Origin of the sequence: Streptomyces sp. AcH 505, assembly GCF_000818175.1 — a bacterium.
GTDB lineage: Bacteria > Actinomycetota > Actinomycetes > Streptomycetales > Streptomycetaceae > Streptomyces.
Genome location: NZ_JTIY01000001.1, coordinates 616,852 through 634,432, shown reverse-complemented (window position 1 = coordinate 634,432; position 17,581 = coordinate 616,852). Strand labels below are relative to the sequence as shown.

The window sequence follows — 17,581 nt, the reverse complement described above, 5'->3', positions numbered from 1 at the left end:
GCCAGGAGGAGGAGCTGGCCAGGATCCTGCCCGAGCTGGGCCAGTCGCGCGGCGGCACCCTCGGCGAGGACGGCACCGCCCGGCTCTTCGAGCTGACGGCCCGGCTGCTGGAGCGGCTCGCCGCCGACCGCACGGTCGTCCTGGTCCTGGAGGACCTGCACTGGGCCGACACCTCGACCCGCCATCTCCTCGCCTATCTCTTCCGCGCCCTGCGCCGCGGCCGGCTCGTCGTGATCGCCACCTACCGCGCCGACGACATCCACCGCCGCCACCCGCTGCGCCCGCTCCTCGCCGAACTGGACCGGCTGCGCTCGGTGCGCCGCGTCGAACTGCCCCGGTTCAACCGCGCCGAGGTCCGGCGCCAGCTGACCGGCATCCTCGGCGCCGAACCCGAACCACCGCTGCTCGACCAGATCTTCGAACGCTCCGACGGCAACGCCTTCTTCGTCGAGGAGCTGATCTGCTCCATCGAGGACGGCTGCCTCAGCGGCCTCAGCGACTCCCTGCGTGACCTGCTGCTCGTACGGGTCGAGACGCTGCCCGAGGAAGCCCAGCGGCTCACCAGGATCGTCGCCGAAGGCGGCACCACCGTGGAGTACCCGCTGCTGCTGGCCGTGGCGCGGCTCGGCGAGGACGACCTGATCGGTGCGCTGCGGGCCGCCGTCGGCGCCAACATCCTGCTGCCCACGGCGGACGGCGACGGCTACCGCTTCCGCCACTCGCTGGTGCGTGAGGCGGTCAGCGACGACCTGCTGCCCGGCGAGCGGTCCCGGCTCAACCGCCGGTACGCGCAGGCGCTGGAGGCCGACCCCGCCCTCGTCAGGGCGGACGAGCGCACCACCCGGCTCGCCAGCTACTGGTACAAGGCACATGACGCGGCGAAGGCCCTCCCCGTCGTGCTGCGCGCCTCCGCAGAGGCCCGGCAGCGCTTCGCGCACTCCGAGCAACTGGAGCTGCTGGAGCGGGCGATGGAGCTGTGGGACAGCGCGCCGGAGGAGGTCAGGGCCACGCTGTGGCCGCCGGACGACGCCGAGATCTTCGTACCGGACAGCGAGGCGGGCGGGCCCGCGCCGCTGAACTACCTGGACCTGATGGCCGAGGCGACCGTCGCCGCGCGCTTCGGCGGCGACCGGGACCGGGCCCTGGCCCTGGCCAAGAAGGCCACCCGCGTCCTGAAGGGGCAGCACGACCCGCTGCGCGCCGCGTGGTTCTGGGCGCAGCGCTCCCGGCTCATGCAGGACCTCACCCGGGGGGACGGCTGGGAGGAACTGGCCGTGGCCCAGGAGCTGGTGCGCGGGCTGCCGCCGTCCGCCGTCCACGCCGAGGTGCTGGTCTTCGTCGCCAGCTGGGGCGCGCTGCACCGGCCGGGACCCGACACCCTGATCGCCGCCGACCGCGCCGTCGAGTACGCGCGGCTGGTCGGCGCCGACCACACCGAACTGGACGCCCGGCTGGTACGGGGCTGGCTGGCCGCCGAGTCGGGCGGGGTCGCCGAGGGCCTGGCCGAGATGTACGAGGTGCGCGACCGCGCCGACGAGCTGGGGCTCGTCTCGATCATGAGCCGGGCCAGCATCAACCTTCCCTCGACCCTGGAGGGCATGGGCCGCTCCGAGGAGGCGCTGGCCGCAGCCGAGCACGGCATCGAGGTCTGCCACGACCGGGGGCTCGCCGACATGGAGTCCTGGGTCCTGAACAACCAGGCCCAGTCGCTCTTCTCGCTCGGCCGCTGGGACGAGTCGGCGGCGGCCCTCGACACCTCGCAGACGCTCGCCCAGTCCCGGAAGGCGCGCGGCATGATCGCCTCGCACCGCGCCGAACTGGCCGTCGCCCGGGGCGACGTCGGCGAGGCGCAGCGGCAGGTCACCCTGGCGCGGGAGCTCTTCGGCACCCACGACCCCCAGCCGCAGCACCTCATCACACCGGCCCGGCTCGCGATGACCGTCGCCGCCCGGCTGGGCAAGCTCGACGAGGCCAGAGCCGAATTCCGGCGGACCACCAAGGACTTCGCCCCCGGCACCCAGCGCTACGCGCTGCCGTTCCTGTGCGCGGCCGCCGCGATGGAGGCGGACGCCCGGGGGCTGCCCGCCGCCGACCCCGAGCGGGCCGAGATCCTCGACGTCATCGCCCAGCAGGCCAAGCGGCTGCCCACCTACGTACCGATCTGGCACGCCTACGGACTGCTGCTCGAAGCGGAGCGCGCCCGCGCCGCCGGGAGCACCGACCCCACGCTCTGGGCACGGGCCGCCGCCGCATTCGAGGAGCAGCGGCGCCCCTACCAGCTGGCACTGGTCCGGCTGCGCTGGGCGGCGGCCCTGCTCGACCTGCACGCAGACCGCGCGGACATCACCGAACTGCTCGGCCAGGCGCAGGCCGCGGCGGCCACGCTCGGCGCGCGTCCGCTGTCCGAGGAGATCGAGCTGCTGGCGGGGCGGGCCCGGATCACCCTCGACGGGGCGCGCGGTCAGGGCCCCGCCGCCGAGGCGGAGCCCGCGAAGGCGCTCGGGCTCACGCCGCGCGAGCGGGATGTGCTGCGCCTGGTCACGGACGGGCTGAGCAACCGCCGGATCGCCGAGGAGCTGTACATCTCACCGAAGACCGCCAGCGTGCACGTCTCGAACATCCTGGCCAAGCTCGGCGTCTCGGGCCGCACGGAAGCGGCGGCCACGGCGCACCGGCTCGGTCTCTACAGCTGAGCCGCTATGCGGGGGCGGCGTCCGGCGGCTCCGCGTCGGATTCCGGCTCGGCGCCGGCCTCCGGCTGCGGCTTGGCCCGCATCGTCACCTTCCCCGACGCGAGATCTATCGGACCGCGCCCCGGGTCGTTGTCCTCGACATCGACCCGGCTCAGCTCCTGCCGCTTCTGCTCCTCATGGGTGTGTTTGCGCCCAGGAGAGAACAGGTCCTCGATCATGTTGAACACGGACAGCCCACCTCTCGCTACCCCCGGCTACGAGACCTTCAGCTGAAGGATCTTGTCGTCACCGGGTTGCGGGGTGCCGCGGGTGTCCGTCTCGCTGGTCACCAGCCACACCTTGTCGCCGCCGGCCGAGAGCACCGTGCGCAGGCGGCCGTACTTACCCTCCAGGAACGCCTGGGCGGGCGCTTCGGATTCCCGGCCGTCGAGCGGAACGCGCCACAGCCGCTCGCCGCGCAGTCCCGCCATCCAGATGGACCCCTCCGCGTAGGCGATGCCGCTCGGTGACGCCTCGCTCGTCCGCCACTGGACCACCGGGTCCACATAGCCCGCCTTGTGTGCCTTGCCCTCGACCACCGGCCAGCCGTAGTTCTTCCCCGGCTCGATCAGATTCAGCTCGTCCCAGGTGTCCTGGCCGAATTCGGAGGCCCACAGCCGGTTGTCCGCGTCCCAGGCGAGACCCTGCACATTGCGGTGCCCCGGCGAGTAGACGAGGGAGTTCGGATAGGGATTGCCGGGGGCGGGCCGCCCGTCCGGCGTCATCCGCAGGATCTTGCCCGCCAGGGACTTGAGATCCTGCCCCAGCCCGCGGTCGCCCGTCTCACCCGTGCCCGCGTACAGCATCTTGTCCGGGCCGAAGGCGATCCGGCCGCCGTTGTGGATGTTGCCCTTCGGGATGCCGCGCAGAATCGTGTCGGGCGATCCCAGCTGCTCGTCGGCCGGCTTCTTCTCGTCGTAGAGCATCCGCGCGATGCGGTTGTCCGACTCGGTCGTGAAGAACGCGTAGACCATGTGGTCCGAGGCGTACGTGGGGGACAGGGCGATCCCCAGCAGACCGCCCTCGCCCGCCGGGGCGACCCCGGGCACCGAGCCGATCACCGTCTTCTTGCCGCTCTCCGCGTCGACCCGGGTGATCGTCCCCTCGTCACGCGACGAGACGAGCAGATCGCCCTCGGGCAGCTCCGCGAGCCCCCACGGCGACTTGAGCCCCTCGGCGAGGGTGGAGACCACCCGCACCGTGCCCTTCGCCGGCGGGAGCGAGGCGCTCGGCGTCACGCCGGCCGGCGCCGAGGAGGTCGCGGGACCCGACGGCGCGCTGCGGCCGCCGAGCGGCCCCGGCCCGTCGTCCGAGGAGCATCCGGTGACCACGAGAAGCGCGGCAGCGGCCAGTCCCGCCGTCACTGCTGAACGTCGCACTGTTCCGATCCCTTCGACGGTTACGTCATCCACGTCAGTTCTTACACCGCCGCCGCGTCCCGGGTTCCCCCTCACACGGCAAGAATCCGCCGTGCGCCCCCTTCGACGGCGTCGAATAGCCTCGTGACCATGACCCCAGAGATATGGCTCCCCTTCCAGGCCGACGAGGTGGCAGGACTCCCCGGCGGCCTCACCTACCGCTTCTGGGACGGCGGTGACGACTACCCCGCGGCCCCCGCCGACTGCGCCTTCTACGTCGTTCCGTACATGAAGCCGATGGACGTCACGCTGCGGCCGATGGCCGAAATGAAGTCGGTACGCGTCGTGCAGACCCTCTCCGCAGGGGTCGACCATGTCACGCCCGGGCTCGCCGGACTGCGCCCCGGCGTCCTGCTCTGCAACGCCAAGGGCGTCCACGAGGCCAGCACCGCCGAGCTCACCCTCGCCCTCGTCCTCGCCTCGCTGCGCGGCATCCCGCGCTTCGTCGAAGGGCAGCGCCAGGAGGACTGGCGCTCCGGTTTCTACCCGGCGCTCGCCGACAAGTCCGTCCTGATCGTCGGTTACGGGTCGATCGGCGCGGCGATCGAGGACCGGCTCGCGGCGTTCGAGTGCGCGCGGGTGGTGCGCGTCGCGCGCTCCGCGCGCACCACGGAGCGCGGCGAGATCCACGCGTTCACCGAACTGCCCGAACTGCTGCCCGACGCCGACGTGGTGATCGTCTCGACCCCGCTCACCGAAGAGACGAAAGGCCTGGCGGACGCCGGATTCCTGGCGGCCATGAAGGACGGCGCGCTCTTCGTGAACGTCGCACGCGGCCCCGTCGCCGACACCGACGCACTCGTCGCCGAGCTGGAGAGTGGCCGGATCACCGCTGCCCTGGACGTCACAGATCCCGAACCGCTCCCGCCGGGCCACCCGCTCTGGCATGCTCCGGGTGTCCTGATCAGCCCGCACGTGGGCGGCTCGACATCGGCGTTCCTGCCGCGCGCCAAGCGGCTGCTCGCCGCCCAACTCACCCGCTTCGCCAACGGGGAAGAAGTACGGAACGTGGTCCGCACGACGGGGTGAACCCACAACACCCCTGGTGGTCACGGAGAGTAGAAGAACTATGTCCCTGAGTGACGAGTCTGGTGTATCGTCCCGATCTGGGGGCTGCACCACGGTGGGGCAGCGCGAGGGAGCGGTTCGAATCCGAGGGGGCGACGGGCGATGCACGGCCGATGGACCAACGATCCGACGCGACAGGGCCGCCGATGGCGGCCTCGGACACCCCGGTGAGCGCCGAGGGGGTGCTCCTGGCCCGGCCGCCGGTCTCCGGCGGCGGGCCGACAGGAGTGCTCGCGCAGCTCTGCCTCGCCCTGATCTGCGGTGGTTACGCCACCGGCGCCGCCCTCGGCTGGGGATCGCCGGAAGTGGCCCTGTTCATGGGCGACTTCGGCCTGAGCATCGCGGCGCTGATCGCCTCGGTCTCCTGCCTCCTCTACGCGCGCGGCAGGGACAGCCGCTTCCGGCCCGCCTGGCTGCTGTTCTCGTTCTCCTCGCTGATGGCGGCCGGCGGGAACGCGGTCTGGGGCTGGTACGAGGTCGTGCTCGGCGAGCAGGTGCCCAGCCTCTCCCTCGCCGACCTGTTCTTCCTCTGCTTCGCGCCGCCCGCCATCGTCGGACTGCTCGTCCTCGCCAAACGGCCGGTCACCAAGGCCGGTTGGGTCTGCCTCGCGCTGGACTCCTGGCTCATCGGCGGCTCGCTGCTCACCCTCTCCTGGAGCCTCGCCCTCGCCCACACCGCGCACTTCGACGGGGAGAGCGTCGCCCAGGCCGCCCTGTCCCTCGCGTATCCGCTGCTCGACATCGTCCTGGTCAGCATGGTGCTCGCGCTGCACTTCCGGCGGGCCACCGGCAGCCGCTCCGCGGTGAACACGGCGATCGCCGCCCTGGCGCTGACGGTGCTGTGCGACGCCCTGTTCACCTCGCCGCTGCTGCGCGCCAGCTACCGCTCGGGCCAGCTCCTCGACGCCGGCTGGTTCGCGGGATCACTCCTGCTCGCCTACGCGCCCTGGGGCGTACGCCGGCTGCCCGAGATCCCCTCGTACACCCGCCAGCCCCGCCACGTCGGCCGCCCGGTGGCCGGCTCGCTCGCCGCCCTCACGCCGTATCTCGCCGCCGCCGTCTGCACGTTGGGGATCCTCTACAACGTGATCGAGGGCCGCAGGGTCGACCGGGTGGTCGTGCTCACCGGCTGCACGGTGGTGCTGGCCCTCGTCGTCCGGCAGGGCATCATGCTCGTCGACAACATCGCGCTCACCCAGGAACTGGCCCAGAAGGAGAACCACTTCCGGTCACTGGTCCAGGGGTCGAGCGACGTCATCATGATCGCCGAACCCTCCGGCACCCTGCGCTACGTCAGTCCGGCGGCGGCCGGTGTCTACGGACGTGAGGCGGACGATCTCGTCGGCTCCGAGCTGTCCTCGATCATCCACCCCGACGATCTCGGCCAGGTCGTCCACGAAGTGCGCCGGTTCCTGGCCACCCCGCCCGCCGAGGAGCCGACGACCCGGATCGAATGCCGCTTCAGGTCGGGCGGCGGGGACTGGCTCAACGTCGAGTCCACCGTCAACCGGCACCAGGGCGGGCTGATCTTCAACAGCCGCGATGTGACCGAACGGGTCCGCCTCCAGGCCCAGTTGCAGCACAACGCCGAGCACGACCCGCTCACCGACCTGCCCAACCGCGCGCTGTTCACCGAGCGGGTACGCCAGGCACTCGGCGGCCGCCGCGCCACCGACCCCGGCACGGCCGTGCTCTTCATCGACCTCGACGGGTTCAAGGGCGTCAACGACCGGCTCGGCCATCAGGTCGGCGACGAACTGCTGATCCACGCCGCCCGGCGGCTCCAGGAGTCCGTGCGCGCCGGCGACACCGCGGCCAGGCTCGGCGGCGACGAGTTCGCCGCCCTCGTCCTCGGCGACGGCGGCTGCGACCAGCGGGCGCGTGAGTACCAGGTCCACGAGATCGCCGACCGGCTGCGGCTGGGGCTCTCCCAGCCCTACCGGATCGACGGCAACGACGTACGGGTCGCCGCGTCCATCGGCGTCGCCTTCGCCGAACCCGGCATCACCCCCACCGACCTCATGCGCAACGCCGACCTCGCCATGTACCGCGCCAAGGCGGCGGGCAAGGACCGCGTCGAGCTGTACGCGCCCCAGATGCAGGCCGACGTGGTCCGCAGGACCCAGCTCGCCGCCCGGCTGCGCACCGCCCTGCGCGACGGCGAATTCGCCCTGCTCCACCAGCCGGTGGTCAACCTCACCACCGGCCGGGTCTCCGCCGTCGCCGCCCAGGCCCGCTGGCGCTCCGCCCAGGGCATCCTCTTCACCCCCGCCGAGTTCCTGCGCACCGCCGACGACGGCGACCGCACCGCCGAACTCGGCCGCTGGCTCCTCGAAGAGGCCGTCGAACAGGCGGCGGACCGCGCCAGGACCGGCCATCGCGCGCCCGTGGCCGTCCGTCTCCCGGCCCGCAAGCTGCTCGACCGGTCCATGCCCCTCGGCTCCATCGAGACCCTGCTGACGCGCCACAGGCTGCCTTCGGGGGCCCTGATGATCGAGCTGGCCGACAGCGACCCGCGCAGCTCCCTCGACGAGCTGGAGCACCGGCTGGCCGCGCTGCGCAGGCTCGGCGTACGGATCGCCCTCGACGGCTTCGGCAGTGGCTACGCGGCGATAAACGCCCTGCGCAGACTCCCCGTCGACGTACTGAAACTCGACCGCGGCCTGGTCGAGGGCGTCGTGGAATCCGCCCGGCTGCACAAGATCACCGCAGGGCTGCTCAGGATCGCCTGCGACCTCGGCATCGAGTCCGTGGCCGAGGGGATCGACTTACCCGAGCAGGTCGTCGCCCTGCGCGCCATGGGCTGCACCCATGGTCAGGGCATGGCCTTCTCGGGCCCCCTCGACGAACACCGGCTGCGCCGCGCCCTCGTGCGCGGCGTCTATCCGCTGCCCGGCGCCGCCCCCGTACCCGTTCTGACCGGCCCGGCCCTGACCACCGGCGCACTGCCCGTACGGCGGGCCAGGATGCTCGCGTCCGACCGGGTGCCCCGGCCCTCCGACCGGATCCCGCTGCCGTCGAGCCGTTCAAATAATGAGACGCCAGTCCCACCCACTTGACAGTTATGGCGCGCCGGAGGGAGGGTCATTGCCATGCGCACCCGAATTCTCGTACTTGGACAGCGCGTCGGCTAAGCGGAGCCCCGAACCGGCTCTGTGGACCACCCCGACGCGCTCCCCTCGCTTGCCTCACGGCACGAGGGGTTTTTTGTTGCACCGACACATCTGAAACCCTCGCAAAAACCCTCAGCTTCGAGAAGAGAATGCCGATGACCGAGCAGGCCACCGGGGCCCACCATCCGCAGCCGCGGGCCCGAAACGGCGGATCGTCGTCCAGCACAGTCGAGCACGTGACGGGCGCGCAGTCCCTCATCCGTTCTCTTGAGGAAGTGGGGGCCGACACGGTATTCGGCATCCCCGGCGGCGCGATCCTCCCCGCCTACGACCCGATGATGGACTCGACCCGGGTCCGCCACATCCTCGTCCGCCACGAGCAGGGCGCGGGCCACGCCGCCGAGGGGTACGCGCAGGCCACCGGCAAGGTGGGTGTCTGCATCGCCACCTCGGGACCCGGCGCCACCAACCTCGTCACCCCGATCGCCGACGCGCACATGGACTCCGTGCCGATGGTCGCGATCACCGGCCAGGTGGCCAGCAAGGCGATCGGCACCGACGCCTTCCAGGAAGCCGACATCTGCGGCATCACGATGCCGATCACCAAGCACAACTTCCTGGTCACCAAGGCGGAGGACATCCCGCGCACCATCGCGGAGGCCTTCCACATCGCCTCGACCGGCCGCCCGGGACCCGTCCTGGTCGACATCGCCAAGGACGCGCTCCAGGCCCGGACGACCTTCAGCTGGCCGCCCGTCATGGAGCTGCCCGGCTACCGCCCGGTGACCAAGCCGCACGCCAAGCAGATCCGGGAGGCCGCCAAGCTGATCAGCCAGGCCAAGCGCCCGGTGCTGTACGTCGGCGGCGGCGTCATCAAGTCCGGTGCCACCGCCGAGCTGAAGGTCCTCGCCGAACTCACCCGAGCGCCCGTCACCACCACCCTGATGGCGCTGGGATCGTTCCCCGACAGCCACCCGCTGCACGTGGGAATGCCGGGCATGCACGGTGCGGTCACCGCCGTCACCGCGCTGCAGAAGGCCGATCTGATCATCGCCCTCGGAGCCCGTTTCGACGACCGTGTCACCGGCAGGCTGGACAGCTTCGCCCCGCACGCCAAGATCGTCCACGCCGACATCGACCCGGCGGAGATCGGCAAGAACCGCGCGGCCGACGTGCCGATCGTCGGGGACGCCCGTGAGGTCCTCGCCGACCTGGTCCAGGCGGTCCAGGCCGAGCACACCGAGGGCAGCGTCGGCGAGGCGGCCGCCTCCGGCTACGCGTCCTGGTGGAAGGACCTCAACCGCTGGCGCGAGACCTACCCGCTCGGCTACGACCAGCCGGCCGACGGCAGCCTCTCGCCGCAGCAGGTCATCCAGCGCATCGGCCAACTCGCCGACGACGACACGATCTTCGCCGCCGGCGTCGGCCAGCACCAGATGTGGGCCGCCCACTTCATCGACTACGAGAAGCCCGCCACCTGGCTCAACTCCGGTGGCGCGGGCACGATGGGCTACGCGGTGCCGGCCGCCATGGGCGCCAAGGCGGGCCAGCCGGACCGGATGGTCTGGGCGATCGACGGCGACGGCTGCTTCCAGATGACCAATCAGGAACTGACCACCTGCGCGCTCAACAACATCCCGATCAAGGTCGCGATCATCAACAACGGCGCGCTCGGCATGGTCCGGCAGTGGCAGACGCTGTTCTACAACGAGCGGTACTCCAACACCGTGCTGCACCAGAGCACGGGCGCCGAGGGCCCCAGCTCGGGCACCCGTGTCCCGGACTTCGTGAAGCTCTCCGAGGCCATGGGCTGTGTCGCCATGCGCTGCGAGTCCCCGGAGGAGCTGGACGCGGTGATCGCCAAGGCCAACTCCATCAACGACCGCCCGGTCGTCGTCGACTTCATCGTCCACGAGGACGCGCAGGTCTGGCCGATGGTCGCGGCCGGCACCTCCAACGACGAGGTCATGGCCGCCCTGGGCGTCCGTCCCGACTTCGGCGACAGCCAAGACGACTGAGCCGAGAAGCCCGAGAGAGACAGCGAGACCGACACATGTCCACCAAGCACACACTCTCCGTCCTGGTGGAGAACACGCCCGGCATCCTCGCCCGGATCGCCGCCCTGTTCTCCCGCCGCGGCTTCAACATCGACTCACTCGCCGTCGGCGTCACCGAACACCCCGACATCTCCCGCATCACCATCGTGGTCAATGTCGAGGACCTGCCGCTCGAACAGGTGACGAAGCAGCTCAACAAGCTGGTCAACGTCCTGAAGATCGTCGAACTCGAGCCCGGCGCCGCGATCCAGCGCGAGCTCGTCCTGGTGAAGGTGCGCGCCGACAGCGAGACCCGCTCCCAGATCGTCGAGATCGTCCAGCTGTTCCGCGCCAAGACCGTCGACGTCTCACCCGACGCCGTCACGATCGAGGCCACCGGATCGAGCGACAAGCTCGACGCGATGCTCAAGATGCTGGAGCAGTACGGCGTCAAGGAGCTCGTCCAGTCCGGGACGATCGCCATAGGGCGCGGCGCGCGGTCCATCACGGACCGCAGCCTGCGGGCCCTCGACCGCAGCGCGTGACCCCGCGCGGCGCAGCCGCTTCCGCACCCTCTCGTATGCCGAGACCCTGAACCCGCCCATACCCACTCCGCCGTACGGTGGACGTAACACCAGCACTTCAAGGAGAAGACCCAGTGGCCGAGCTGTTCTACGACGACGACGCAGACCTGTCCCTCATCCAGAACCGCAAGGTCGCGGTCATCGGCTACGGCAGCCAGGGCCACGCCCACGCGCTGTCGCTGCGCGACTCCGGTGTCGACGTCCGCGTCGGTCTGCACGAGGGCTCGAAGTCCAAGGCGAAGGCCGAGGAGCAGGGCCTGCGCGTGGTCTCGGTCGAGGAAGCGGCCGAAGAGGCCGACGTCATCATGATCCTCGTCCCGGACCCGCTGCAGGGCGAGATCTACGAGAAGTCCATCAAGGACCATCTGAAGGACGGCGACGCGCTGTTCTTCGGCCACGGCCTCAACATCCGCTACGGCTTCATCAAGCCGCCGGCCAATGTCGACGTCTGCATGGTCGCGCCCAAGGGCCCGGGTCACCTGGTCCGCAGGCAGTACGAGGAAGGCCGCGGCGTGCCGTGTATCGCGGCCGTCGAGCAGGACGCGTCGGGCAAGGCGTTCCCGCTGACCCTCAGCTACGCGAAGGGCATCGGCGGCACCCGCGCCGGCGTCATCAAGACGACCTTCACCGAGGAGACCGAGACCGACCTGTTCGGTGAGCAGGCCGTGCTCTGCGGCGGTACCGCCGCGCTGGTCAAGGCGGGCTTCGAGACGCTGACCGAGGCCGGCTACCAGCCGGAGATCGCGTACTTCGAGTGCCTCCACGAGCTGAAGCTGATCGTGGACCTCATGTACGAGGGCGGCCTGGAGAAGATGCGCTGGTCCATCTCGGAGACCGCCGAGTGGGGCGACTACGTGAGCGGCCCGCGCATCATCAACGACGGCACCAAGGCCGAGATGAAGAAGATCCTGGCCGAGATCCAGGACGGCTCGTTCGCCAAGAACTGGATGGACGAGTACCACGGCGGTCTGAAGAAGTACAACGAGTACAAGAAGGCCGACAGCGAGAGCCTGCTGGCGACCACCGGCGCCGAGCTCCGCAAGCTCATGAGCTGGGTCGACGAAGAGGCGTAAGCGGTCGTGTCCGCTCAGTCTCGTCTGGCCGGCGGCGGCTTGCACGCACGCTCGCGGCGTTGCCGAACTGCCCGAGTAGCTCCGCTACAAGGGCACTCCGACGCCTTGCGATCGCACGCACCAGCCACCGCCGGCCCCGCCCCGAGGGGCGGACGACGATACGTCGCGGACACTCCCCGGGCGGCCCGGCCCACGGGCCGGGCCGCCCCGTACGGGTGATCATTCCGCGCATTCGGAAGACGCCTGCCCCGGCAGCACTACACTGCCAAACACATACGCGTCAGGCCCACAGCGTCGTGCGTCTTCCACGCGGACAGAACCCGCCTGCGGCCGTCGGGACGGCCGTCCGCAATGGGACTTGTGAGGACACACGTGAGCTCGAAACCTGTCGTACTCATCGCTGAAGAGCTTTCGCCCGCCACTGTCGACGCGCTAGGTCCGGACTTCGAGATCCGGCACTGCAACGGCGCCGACCGCGCGGAACTGCTGCCCGCCATCGCCGACGTGGACGCGATCCTCGTCCGCTCGGCCACCAAGGTCGACGCCGAAGCCGTAGCCGCGGCGCGCAAGTTGAAGGTCGTCGCCCGAGCCGGCGTCGGCCTCGACAACGTCGACGTGTCGGCGGCCACCAAGGCCGGCGTGATGGTCGTCAACGCACCGACCTCCAACATCGTGACCGCGGCCGAGCTGGCCTGCGGTCTGCTGATCGCCACGGCCCGGCACATCCCGCAGGCCAACGCGGCGCTCAAGAACGGCGAGTGGAAGCGCTCCAAGTACACCGGCGTCGAGCTGAGCGAGAAGACCCTCGGGGTCGTCGGCCTCGGCCGGATCGGCGTGCTCGTCGCCCAGCGCATGTCCGCCTTCGGCATGAACATCGTGGCGTACGACCCCTATGTGCAGCCGGCCCGCGCCGCGCAGATGGGCGTCAAGCTCCTCACGCTCGACGAACTCCTCGCGGTCTCCGACTTCATCACGGTGCATCTGCCCAAGACCCCCGAGACGCTGGGTCTGATCGGCGACGAGGCGCTGCACAAGGTCAAGCCGACCGTGCGCATCGTCAACGCCGCGCGTGGCGGGATCGTGGACGAGACGGCGCTGGCCGCCGCCCTCAAGGAGGGCCGCGTCGCGGGCGCCGGTCTCGACGTGTACGCGAAGGAGCCCTGCACGGACTCCCCGCTCTTCGAGTTCGACCAGGTCGTCTCCACGCCGCACCTCGGCGCCTCCACCGACGAGGCGCAGGAGAAGGCGGGCGTGGCCGTGGCCAAGTCCGTGCGGCTCGCCCTCGCCGGTGAACTCGTGCCGGACGCGGTCAACGTGCAGGGCGGCGTCATCGCCCAGGACGTACGTCCCGGTCTGCCGCTCGCCGAGAAGCTCGGCCGGATCTTCACCGCGCTCGCGGGCGAGGTCGCCGCGCGGCTCGATGTCGAGGTCTACGGCGAGATCACCCAGCACGACGTGAAGGTGCTCGAACTGTCCGCGCTCAAGGGTGTGTTCGAGGACATCGTCGCGGAGACCGTGAGCTATGTGAACGCGCCGCTGTTCGCCCAGGAGCGTGGCGTCGAGGTCCGGCTCACCACGTCGAGCGAGTCGCCCAACCACCGCAACGTGGTCACCGTGCGCGGCACCCTGTCGAGCGGTGAGGAAGTCTCCGTCTCCGGCACGCTGGCCGGCCCGAAGCATCTGCTGAAGGTCGTCGCGATCGGCGACTACGACGTCGATGTGGCGCTGGCCGACCACATGATCGTGCTGCGCTACGAGGACCGGCCCGGTGTGGTCGGCACGGTCGGCCGGATCCTCGGCGAGGCCGGGCTGAACATCGCCGGTATGCAGGTCTCGCGCGCCGAGGAGGGCGGCGAAGCCCTCGTCGTGCTCACCGTGGACGACACGGTCCCGGCCAACGTCCTCGCGGAGATCGGCGAGGAGATCGGCGCCGCCTCGGCCCGTTCGGTCAACCTCACCGACTGATACCGACCGGTACCGACGGACACCCCGTCATACCGAAGGGCCCGGCATCCGCCGGGCCCTTCGCCGTGTTCCGGTCAGCCGGCGGAGACGAACGACGACGGTTCTGTCTGCGGCCGCGCCTCCACGGGATCCGCGGACCGCCCCGCCCGGCGCAGCAGTGTCGTGGCGAGCACAGCGGCGCCGAGCGCCAGCACGGCCCCGCCGACCGAGGCGAACTGCATGCCGTGCACGAACGCCTCGCGCGCCACGGCCAGCAGCGATTCCCCCACCCGGCCCGGCAGTTGGCCGGCCACCGCGGCGGCGCCGCTCAGCGTCTCCCCGGCGGTGTGCGCCGCGCCCGCCGGCAGCGAGGCGGGGACGGAGTCCGCGACGTCCCTGCGGTAGACGGCCGTACCGACGCTGCCGAGGACCGCCATACCGAGCGCCCCGCCGAACTCCTGCCCCGTCTCCATCAGGGACGCGGCCGAACCGGCCTTCTCCGCGGGGGCGGAGCCCAGTGCCAGGTCCGAGACGAGCGCCATGACGGTGACGATGCCGGCGCCCATCACGGCGCAGCCGGCCAGCACCACCGCGAGTGAGTCGGTCCCGGTGAAGGCGAGGATCCCGAAACCGGCCGCCGCGATCACGAACCCGCCCGACACCACATAGGCCGGGTCGGTCTTGTGGCCGAGCAGGGTCGCCACCGGCGCCGCCGCGCCGATGGCGAGGGACGGCACCATGCTCCACAGCGCCGCCTCCATCGTGTCCATGCCGAGCACCGACTGCAGATACTGCGTGACGAAGAAGTTGGCGCCCATCATGGCGAAAGCCGCGACGGTGTTGAGGCCGACGCCCGCACCGAAACCACGGCCCCGGAACAGCGCCCGGCTGATCATCGCGTCGTCACGGCGGCGCTGCCGTCGTACGAAGAGATGACCGAGGACGAGACCGGCGGCGAGCACCAGCACCCTGACCGTGTCGAAGCCGTGCGCGGCGATCTCCTTCAGCGCGTAGACCAGCGGCAGTACCGCGCCCATCGACAGCGGCACGCTCAGCAGATCGAATCTGCCCGGCTCCGGATCCTTGAACTCCGGTACCACCAGGGGGACCAGGACCAGCAGGAGCAGCATCGCCGGCACATTGATCAGAAAGACCGAGCCCCACCAGAAGTGGTCCAGCATGACGCCGCTCAGCACGGAGCCGAGCGCGATTCCGCCGGCCATGGCGCCCGACCAGACGCCGATCGCCGTACTGCGCTGCCGGTCGTCCGTGAACATGTTGCGCACCAGCGCCATGGTCGAGGGCATCAGCGTGGCCCCGCCGACACCGAGCAGGGCACGCGCGGCGATGAGCATCTCGGCGCTCTGCGCGTAGGCCGCACCGACCGAGGCGACACCGAAGGCGGCGGCGCCGATCAGCAGCAGCTTGCGGCGGCCGATCCGGTCACCGAGGGAGCCCATCGTGATGAGCAGCCCGGCGAGTGCGAAGCCGTAGATGTCCATGATCCACAGCTGCTGGGTCGCGGTCGTGTCCAACTCCCTGGAGATGGAGGGGATCGCGAAGAAGAGGACGGAGACGTCCATCGAGACCAGAAGGAGCGGCAGCAACAGGACGGTGAAGGCGGTCCATTCCTTGCGGCCTGCGCGCGGTGCGGCGGAGTTCGTCATGCGCAGAACTGTACGAGCGTCTTACACGAATGTCTAGAACGATTGTATAGAACGTCCGTGTAGGACATTCGTCTATGACGTCCGTATGATCCGGCGCTACGCTTCTGACATGGGACATCGTGAGGATCTGCTGGACGGCGCCAAGCGCTGCCTGCTCGAAAAGGGCTATGCCAGGACCACCGCGCGGGACATCGTGGCGGCGTCCGGGACCAATCTCGCCTCCATCGGCTACCACTACGGATCGAAGGAGGCCCTGCTCAACGCGGCCTTCCTGGCGGTGACCGAGGAGTGGGGGGACGTGATCGACGCCCAGGTGCCGGTCGAGGACCGGCCGAAGGACCCGATGGAGAACTTCCGCGCGGTCTGGGAGCGGGTCATCGGCAACTTCGAACCGAGCAGGGCGCTGTGGAAGCTCCAGTTCGAGACGATCTCCCGGATCGACGAGGAGCCCTCGTTCAAGGAAGCGCTCAAGGGGCCCCAGGTGGAGGGCCGCAACGGTATGGCGGAGATCTTCCAGGGCATCGACCCGGCGAAGGAGCCCGAGAAGGCCCGCGTGGTCGGACTCGTCTACCAGGCGCTGGTGGCGGGCGTGATGGCGCAGTGGTTCATCGACCCGGAGACGGCGCCCAGCGCCCAGGACCTGACGGACGGCCTGCGGGTGATCGCGGGTCTGGACGACTGACGGCCCGTCACCGGGGGCCGCGAGCCCGATATTCGGATGTGGGACGGCCGGGACGGCTTGTACGGTCGCGGCCATGAGCGACGGCGACTCCGCCCCGACGGGCACCGACCAGGACACCACCCCGGACTGGCTCCGGCAGAACCTGGAGAACTGGAACGACCGGGTACGCGTCCACGAGGCGAGCGACCACTACGACCTGGCCGGTTTCCGGGCCGGCCGCTCCACCCTGCGGGATTTCGAGGTGGCCGAGGTCGGTGACGTCACCGGCAAGCGACTGCTGCATCTGATGTGCCACATGGGCCAGGACACCCTGTCCTGGGCCCGGCTCGGCGCCGAGGTGACCGGCCTGGACTTCTCCGAACCCGCCGTCCGCACCGCCCGCGCACTGGCCGAGGACATCGGCGCGAGTGACCGCGCCCGGTTCGTCGTCTCCGACGTGTACGACGCGGCGGCGGCGCTGCCCGGCGAGCGCTTCGACATCGTCTGCACCGGACTCGGCGCGCTGGTGTGGCTGCCGGACCTGCCGCGCTGGGCCCGGGTGGTCGCCTCGCTGCTCGACGTCGGCGGCACCTTCCACCTCGCCGAGTTCCATCCGTTCCCCGACATGCTGGCCGAGGACGGCAGCAGCGTGCGGTACGACTACTTCGACGCGGACGCCCAGACCTGGGACAACCCGTACACCTACACGGACGGCCCGGCGCTCGACAAGCCGGTCTCCGTGCAGTGGTCGCACCCGCTCGGCGAGGTGGTGACCGCACTGGCCGCCGCCGGGCTGCGGATCGAGTTCCTGCACGAGCACGACGTCACGTACTTCCGGCGCTTCCCGGTCCTGGAGGGCACCCCGGCCGGCTATCGCTTCCCGGCGGGCCACCCACGGCTGCCCCTGCTGTACTCGATCCGCGCGACCAAACCCGCGGCCTGACGAAACCGCCTACCGAGGCCCCGCCGGGATCCTGGCCGCCTTCAGGGACATGTGCAGCAGCAGCCGGTCCTCGCCCTGGTCCAGGTCGAGTCCGGTCAGCTGCTCGATCCGTGACAGCCGGTAGTACAGCGTCTGTCGGTGGATGCCGAGGGCCGAAGCCGTGCGGCCGGCCTGGCCCGCGTGGTCGAGGAACACCTCGGCGGTGTGCGCCAGTTCGGCGTGGTCGGGGGTCAGCAGCGGGACCACGGCGGGGTCCGCGCCCGGAGGCAGGGCCGTCAGCAGGCGGTACGGGCCGATCGCCGTCCAGCGGGCCACCGGGCCGAACCGGGGCTCGGCCGTCGCC

13 protein-coding genes are annotated in these 17,581 nt (G+C 70.6%); 9 read left to right on the top strand and 4 right to left on the bottom strand.

Annotation, left to right across the window (positions count from 1 at the left end; genetic code table 11):
* A partial coding sequence (locus tag HY68_RS02880) for a helix-turn-helix transcriptional regulator (RefSeq protein ID WP_041984066.1) occupies positions 1 to 2,693 on the top strand: 2,693 nt, incomplete at its 5' end.
* 4 nt (positions 2,694 to 2,697) lie between these two features.
* Here HY68_RS02880 and HY68_RS02875 read toward each other — a convergent pair.
* Positions 2,698 to 2,910, bottom strand: a complete 213-nt coding sequence (locus HY68_RS02875; RefSeq protein ID WP_328585180.1) for a DUF6191 domain-containing protein — start codon at positions 2,908 to 2,910, stop codon at positions 2,698 to 2,700.
* A gap of 36 nt (positions 2,911 to 2,946) precedes the next feature.
* Positions 2,947 to 4,119, bottom strand: coding sequence for a PQQ-dependent sugar dehydrogenase (locus HY68_RS02870; protein ID WP_241778723.1), 1,173 nt, complete (start codon positions 4,117 to 4,119; stop codon positions 2,947 to 2,949).
* A gap of 120 nt (positions 4,120 to 4,239) precedes the next feature.
* On the opposite strand from HY68_RS02870, the gene HY68_RS02865 reads away from it, so the two are divergent.
* The 6 genes from HY68_RS02865 (at position 4,240) to serA (ending at position 13,988) form a co-directional block, all read left to right on the top strand.
* A complete protein-coding gene (locus HY68_RS02865; RefSeq protein WP_041995033.1) occupies positions 4,240 to 5,178 on the top strand; it encodes a 2-hydroxyacid dehydrogenase in 939 nt (312 codons plus the stop codon).
* A gap of 206 nt (positions 5,179 to 5,384) precedes the next feature.
* The gene (locus HY68_RS02860) at positions 5,385 to 8,276 is read left to right on the top strand and encodes an EAL domain-containing protein (protein WP_198533381.1); all 2,892 of its coding nucleotides are present in this window, start codon (positions 5,385 to 5,387) and stop codon (positions 8,274 to 8,276) included.
* A gap of 209 nt (positions 8,277 to 8,485) precedes the next feature.
* Positions 8,486 to 10,348: an acetolactate synthase large subunit gene (locus HY68_RS02855; RefSeq protein WP_041995030.1), complete on the top strand. Its 1,863-nt coding sequence runs from the start codon at positions 8,486 to 8,488 to the stop codon at positions 10,346 to 10,348.
* Positions 10,349 to 10,383: 35 nt separating this feature from the next.
* Positions 10,384 to 10,911 carry an acetolactate synthase small subunit gene (ilvN, locus tag HY68_RS02850; RefSeq protein WP_041984060.1) on the top strand — a complete coding sequence of 176 codons (528 nt, stop codon included), beginning with the start codon at positions 10,384 to 10,386 and terminating at the stop codon, positions 10,909 to 10,911.
* 113 nt (positions 10,912 to 11,024) lie between these two features.
* Positions 11,025 to 12,023, top strand: a complete 999-nt coding sequence (gene ilvC, locus HY68_RS02845) for a ketol-acid reductoisomerase (RefSeq protein ID WP_041984059.1) — start codon at positions 11,025 to 11,027, stop codon at positions 12,021 to 12,023.
* A 372-nt stretch (positions 12,024 to 12,395) separates the two neighbouring features.
* Entirely contained in the window at positions 12,396 to 13,988 is a 1,593-nt protein-coding gene (gene serA / locus HY68_RS02840) for a phosphoglycerate dehydrogenase (protein ID WP_041984057.1), read from the top strand.
* A gap of 74 nt (positions 13,989 to 14,062) precedes the next feature.
* Here serA and HY68_RS02835 read toward each other — a convergent pair whose 3' ends face one another.
* Positions 14,063 to 15,634: an MFS transporter gene (locus tag HY68_RS02835; RefSeq protein ID WP_041984055.1), complete on the bottom strand. Its 1,572-nt coding sequence runs from the start codon at positions 15,632 to 15,634 to the stop codon at positions 14,063 to 14,065.
* A gap of 109 nt (positions 15,635 to 15,743) precedes the next feature.
* Here HY68_RS02835 and HY68_RS02830 point away from each other — a divergent pair, with 109 nt between their 5' ends.
* Both HY68_RS02830 and HY68_RS02825 read left to right on the top strand, forming a co-directional pair.
* Complete coding sequence (locus HY68_RS02830; protein ID WP_041995028.1) at positions 15,744 to 16,316, top strand: TetR/AcrR family transcriptional regulator; 573 nt, start codon at positions 15,744 to 15,746, stop codon at positions 16,314 to 16,316.
* 73 nt (positions 16,317 to 16,389) lie between these two features.
* The gene (locus HY68_RS02825) at positions 16,390 to 17,238 is read left to right on the top strand and encodes a class I SAM-dependent methyltransferase (protein ID WP_078863398.1); all 849 of its coding nucleotides are present in this window, start codon (positions 16,390 to 16,392) and stop codon (positions 17,236 to 17,238) included.
* A gap of 9 nt (positions 17,239 to 17,247) precedes the next feature.
* On the opposite strand, the gene HY68_RS43415 is transcribed toward HY68_RS02825, so the two are convergent.
* The coding region (locus tag HY68_RS43415) for a helix-turn-helix domain-containing protein (RefSeq protein ID WP_198533195.1) at positions 17,248 to 17,581 on the bottom strand (334 nt) is incomplete at its 5' end.

What these genes read in the sequence shown, in the direction of transcription:
- HY68_RS02855 (WP_041995030.1), top strand. Translation starts at nt 8,486, where the DNA reads ATGACCGAGCAGGCCACCGGGGCCCACCATCCGCAGCCGCGGGCCCGA.
- ilvN (WP_041984060.1), top strand. Translation starts at nt 10,384, where the DNA reads ATGTCCACCAAGCACACACTCTCCGTCCTGGTGGAGAACACGCCCGGC.
- HY68_RS02835 (WP_041984055.1), bottom strand. Translation starts at nt 15,634, where the DNA reads ATGACGAACTCCGCCGCACCGCGCGCAGGCCGCAAGGAATGGACCGCC.
- HY68_RS02825 (WP_078863398.1), top strand. Translation starts at nt 16,390, where the DNA reads ATGAGCGACGGCGACTCCGCCCCGACGGGCACCGACCAGGACACCACC.
- HY68_RS02865 (WP_041995033.1), top strand. Translation starts at nt 4,240, where the DNA reads ATGACCCCAGAGATATGGCTCCCCTTCCAGGCCGACGAGGTGGCAGGA.
- HY68_RS02875 (WP_328585180.1), bottom strand. Translation starts at nt 2,910, where the DNA reads ATGATCGAGGACCTGTTCTCTCCTGGGCGCAAACACACCCATGAGGAG.
- HY68_RS02830 (WP_041995028.1), top strand. Translation starts at nt 15,744, where the DNA reads ATGGGACATCGTGAGGATCTGCTGGACGGCGCCAAGCGCTGCCTGCTC.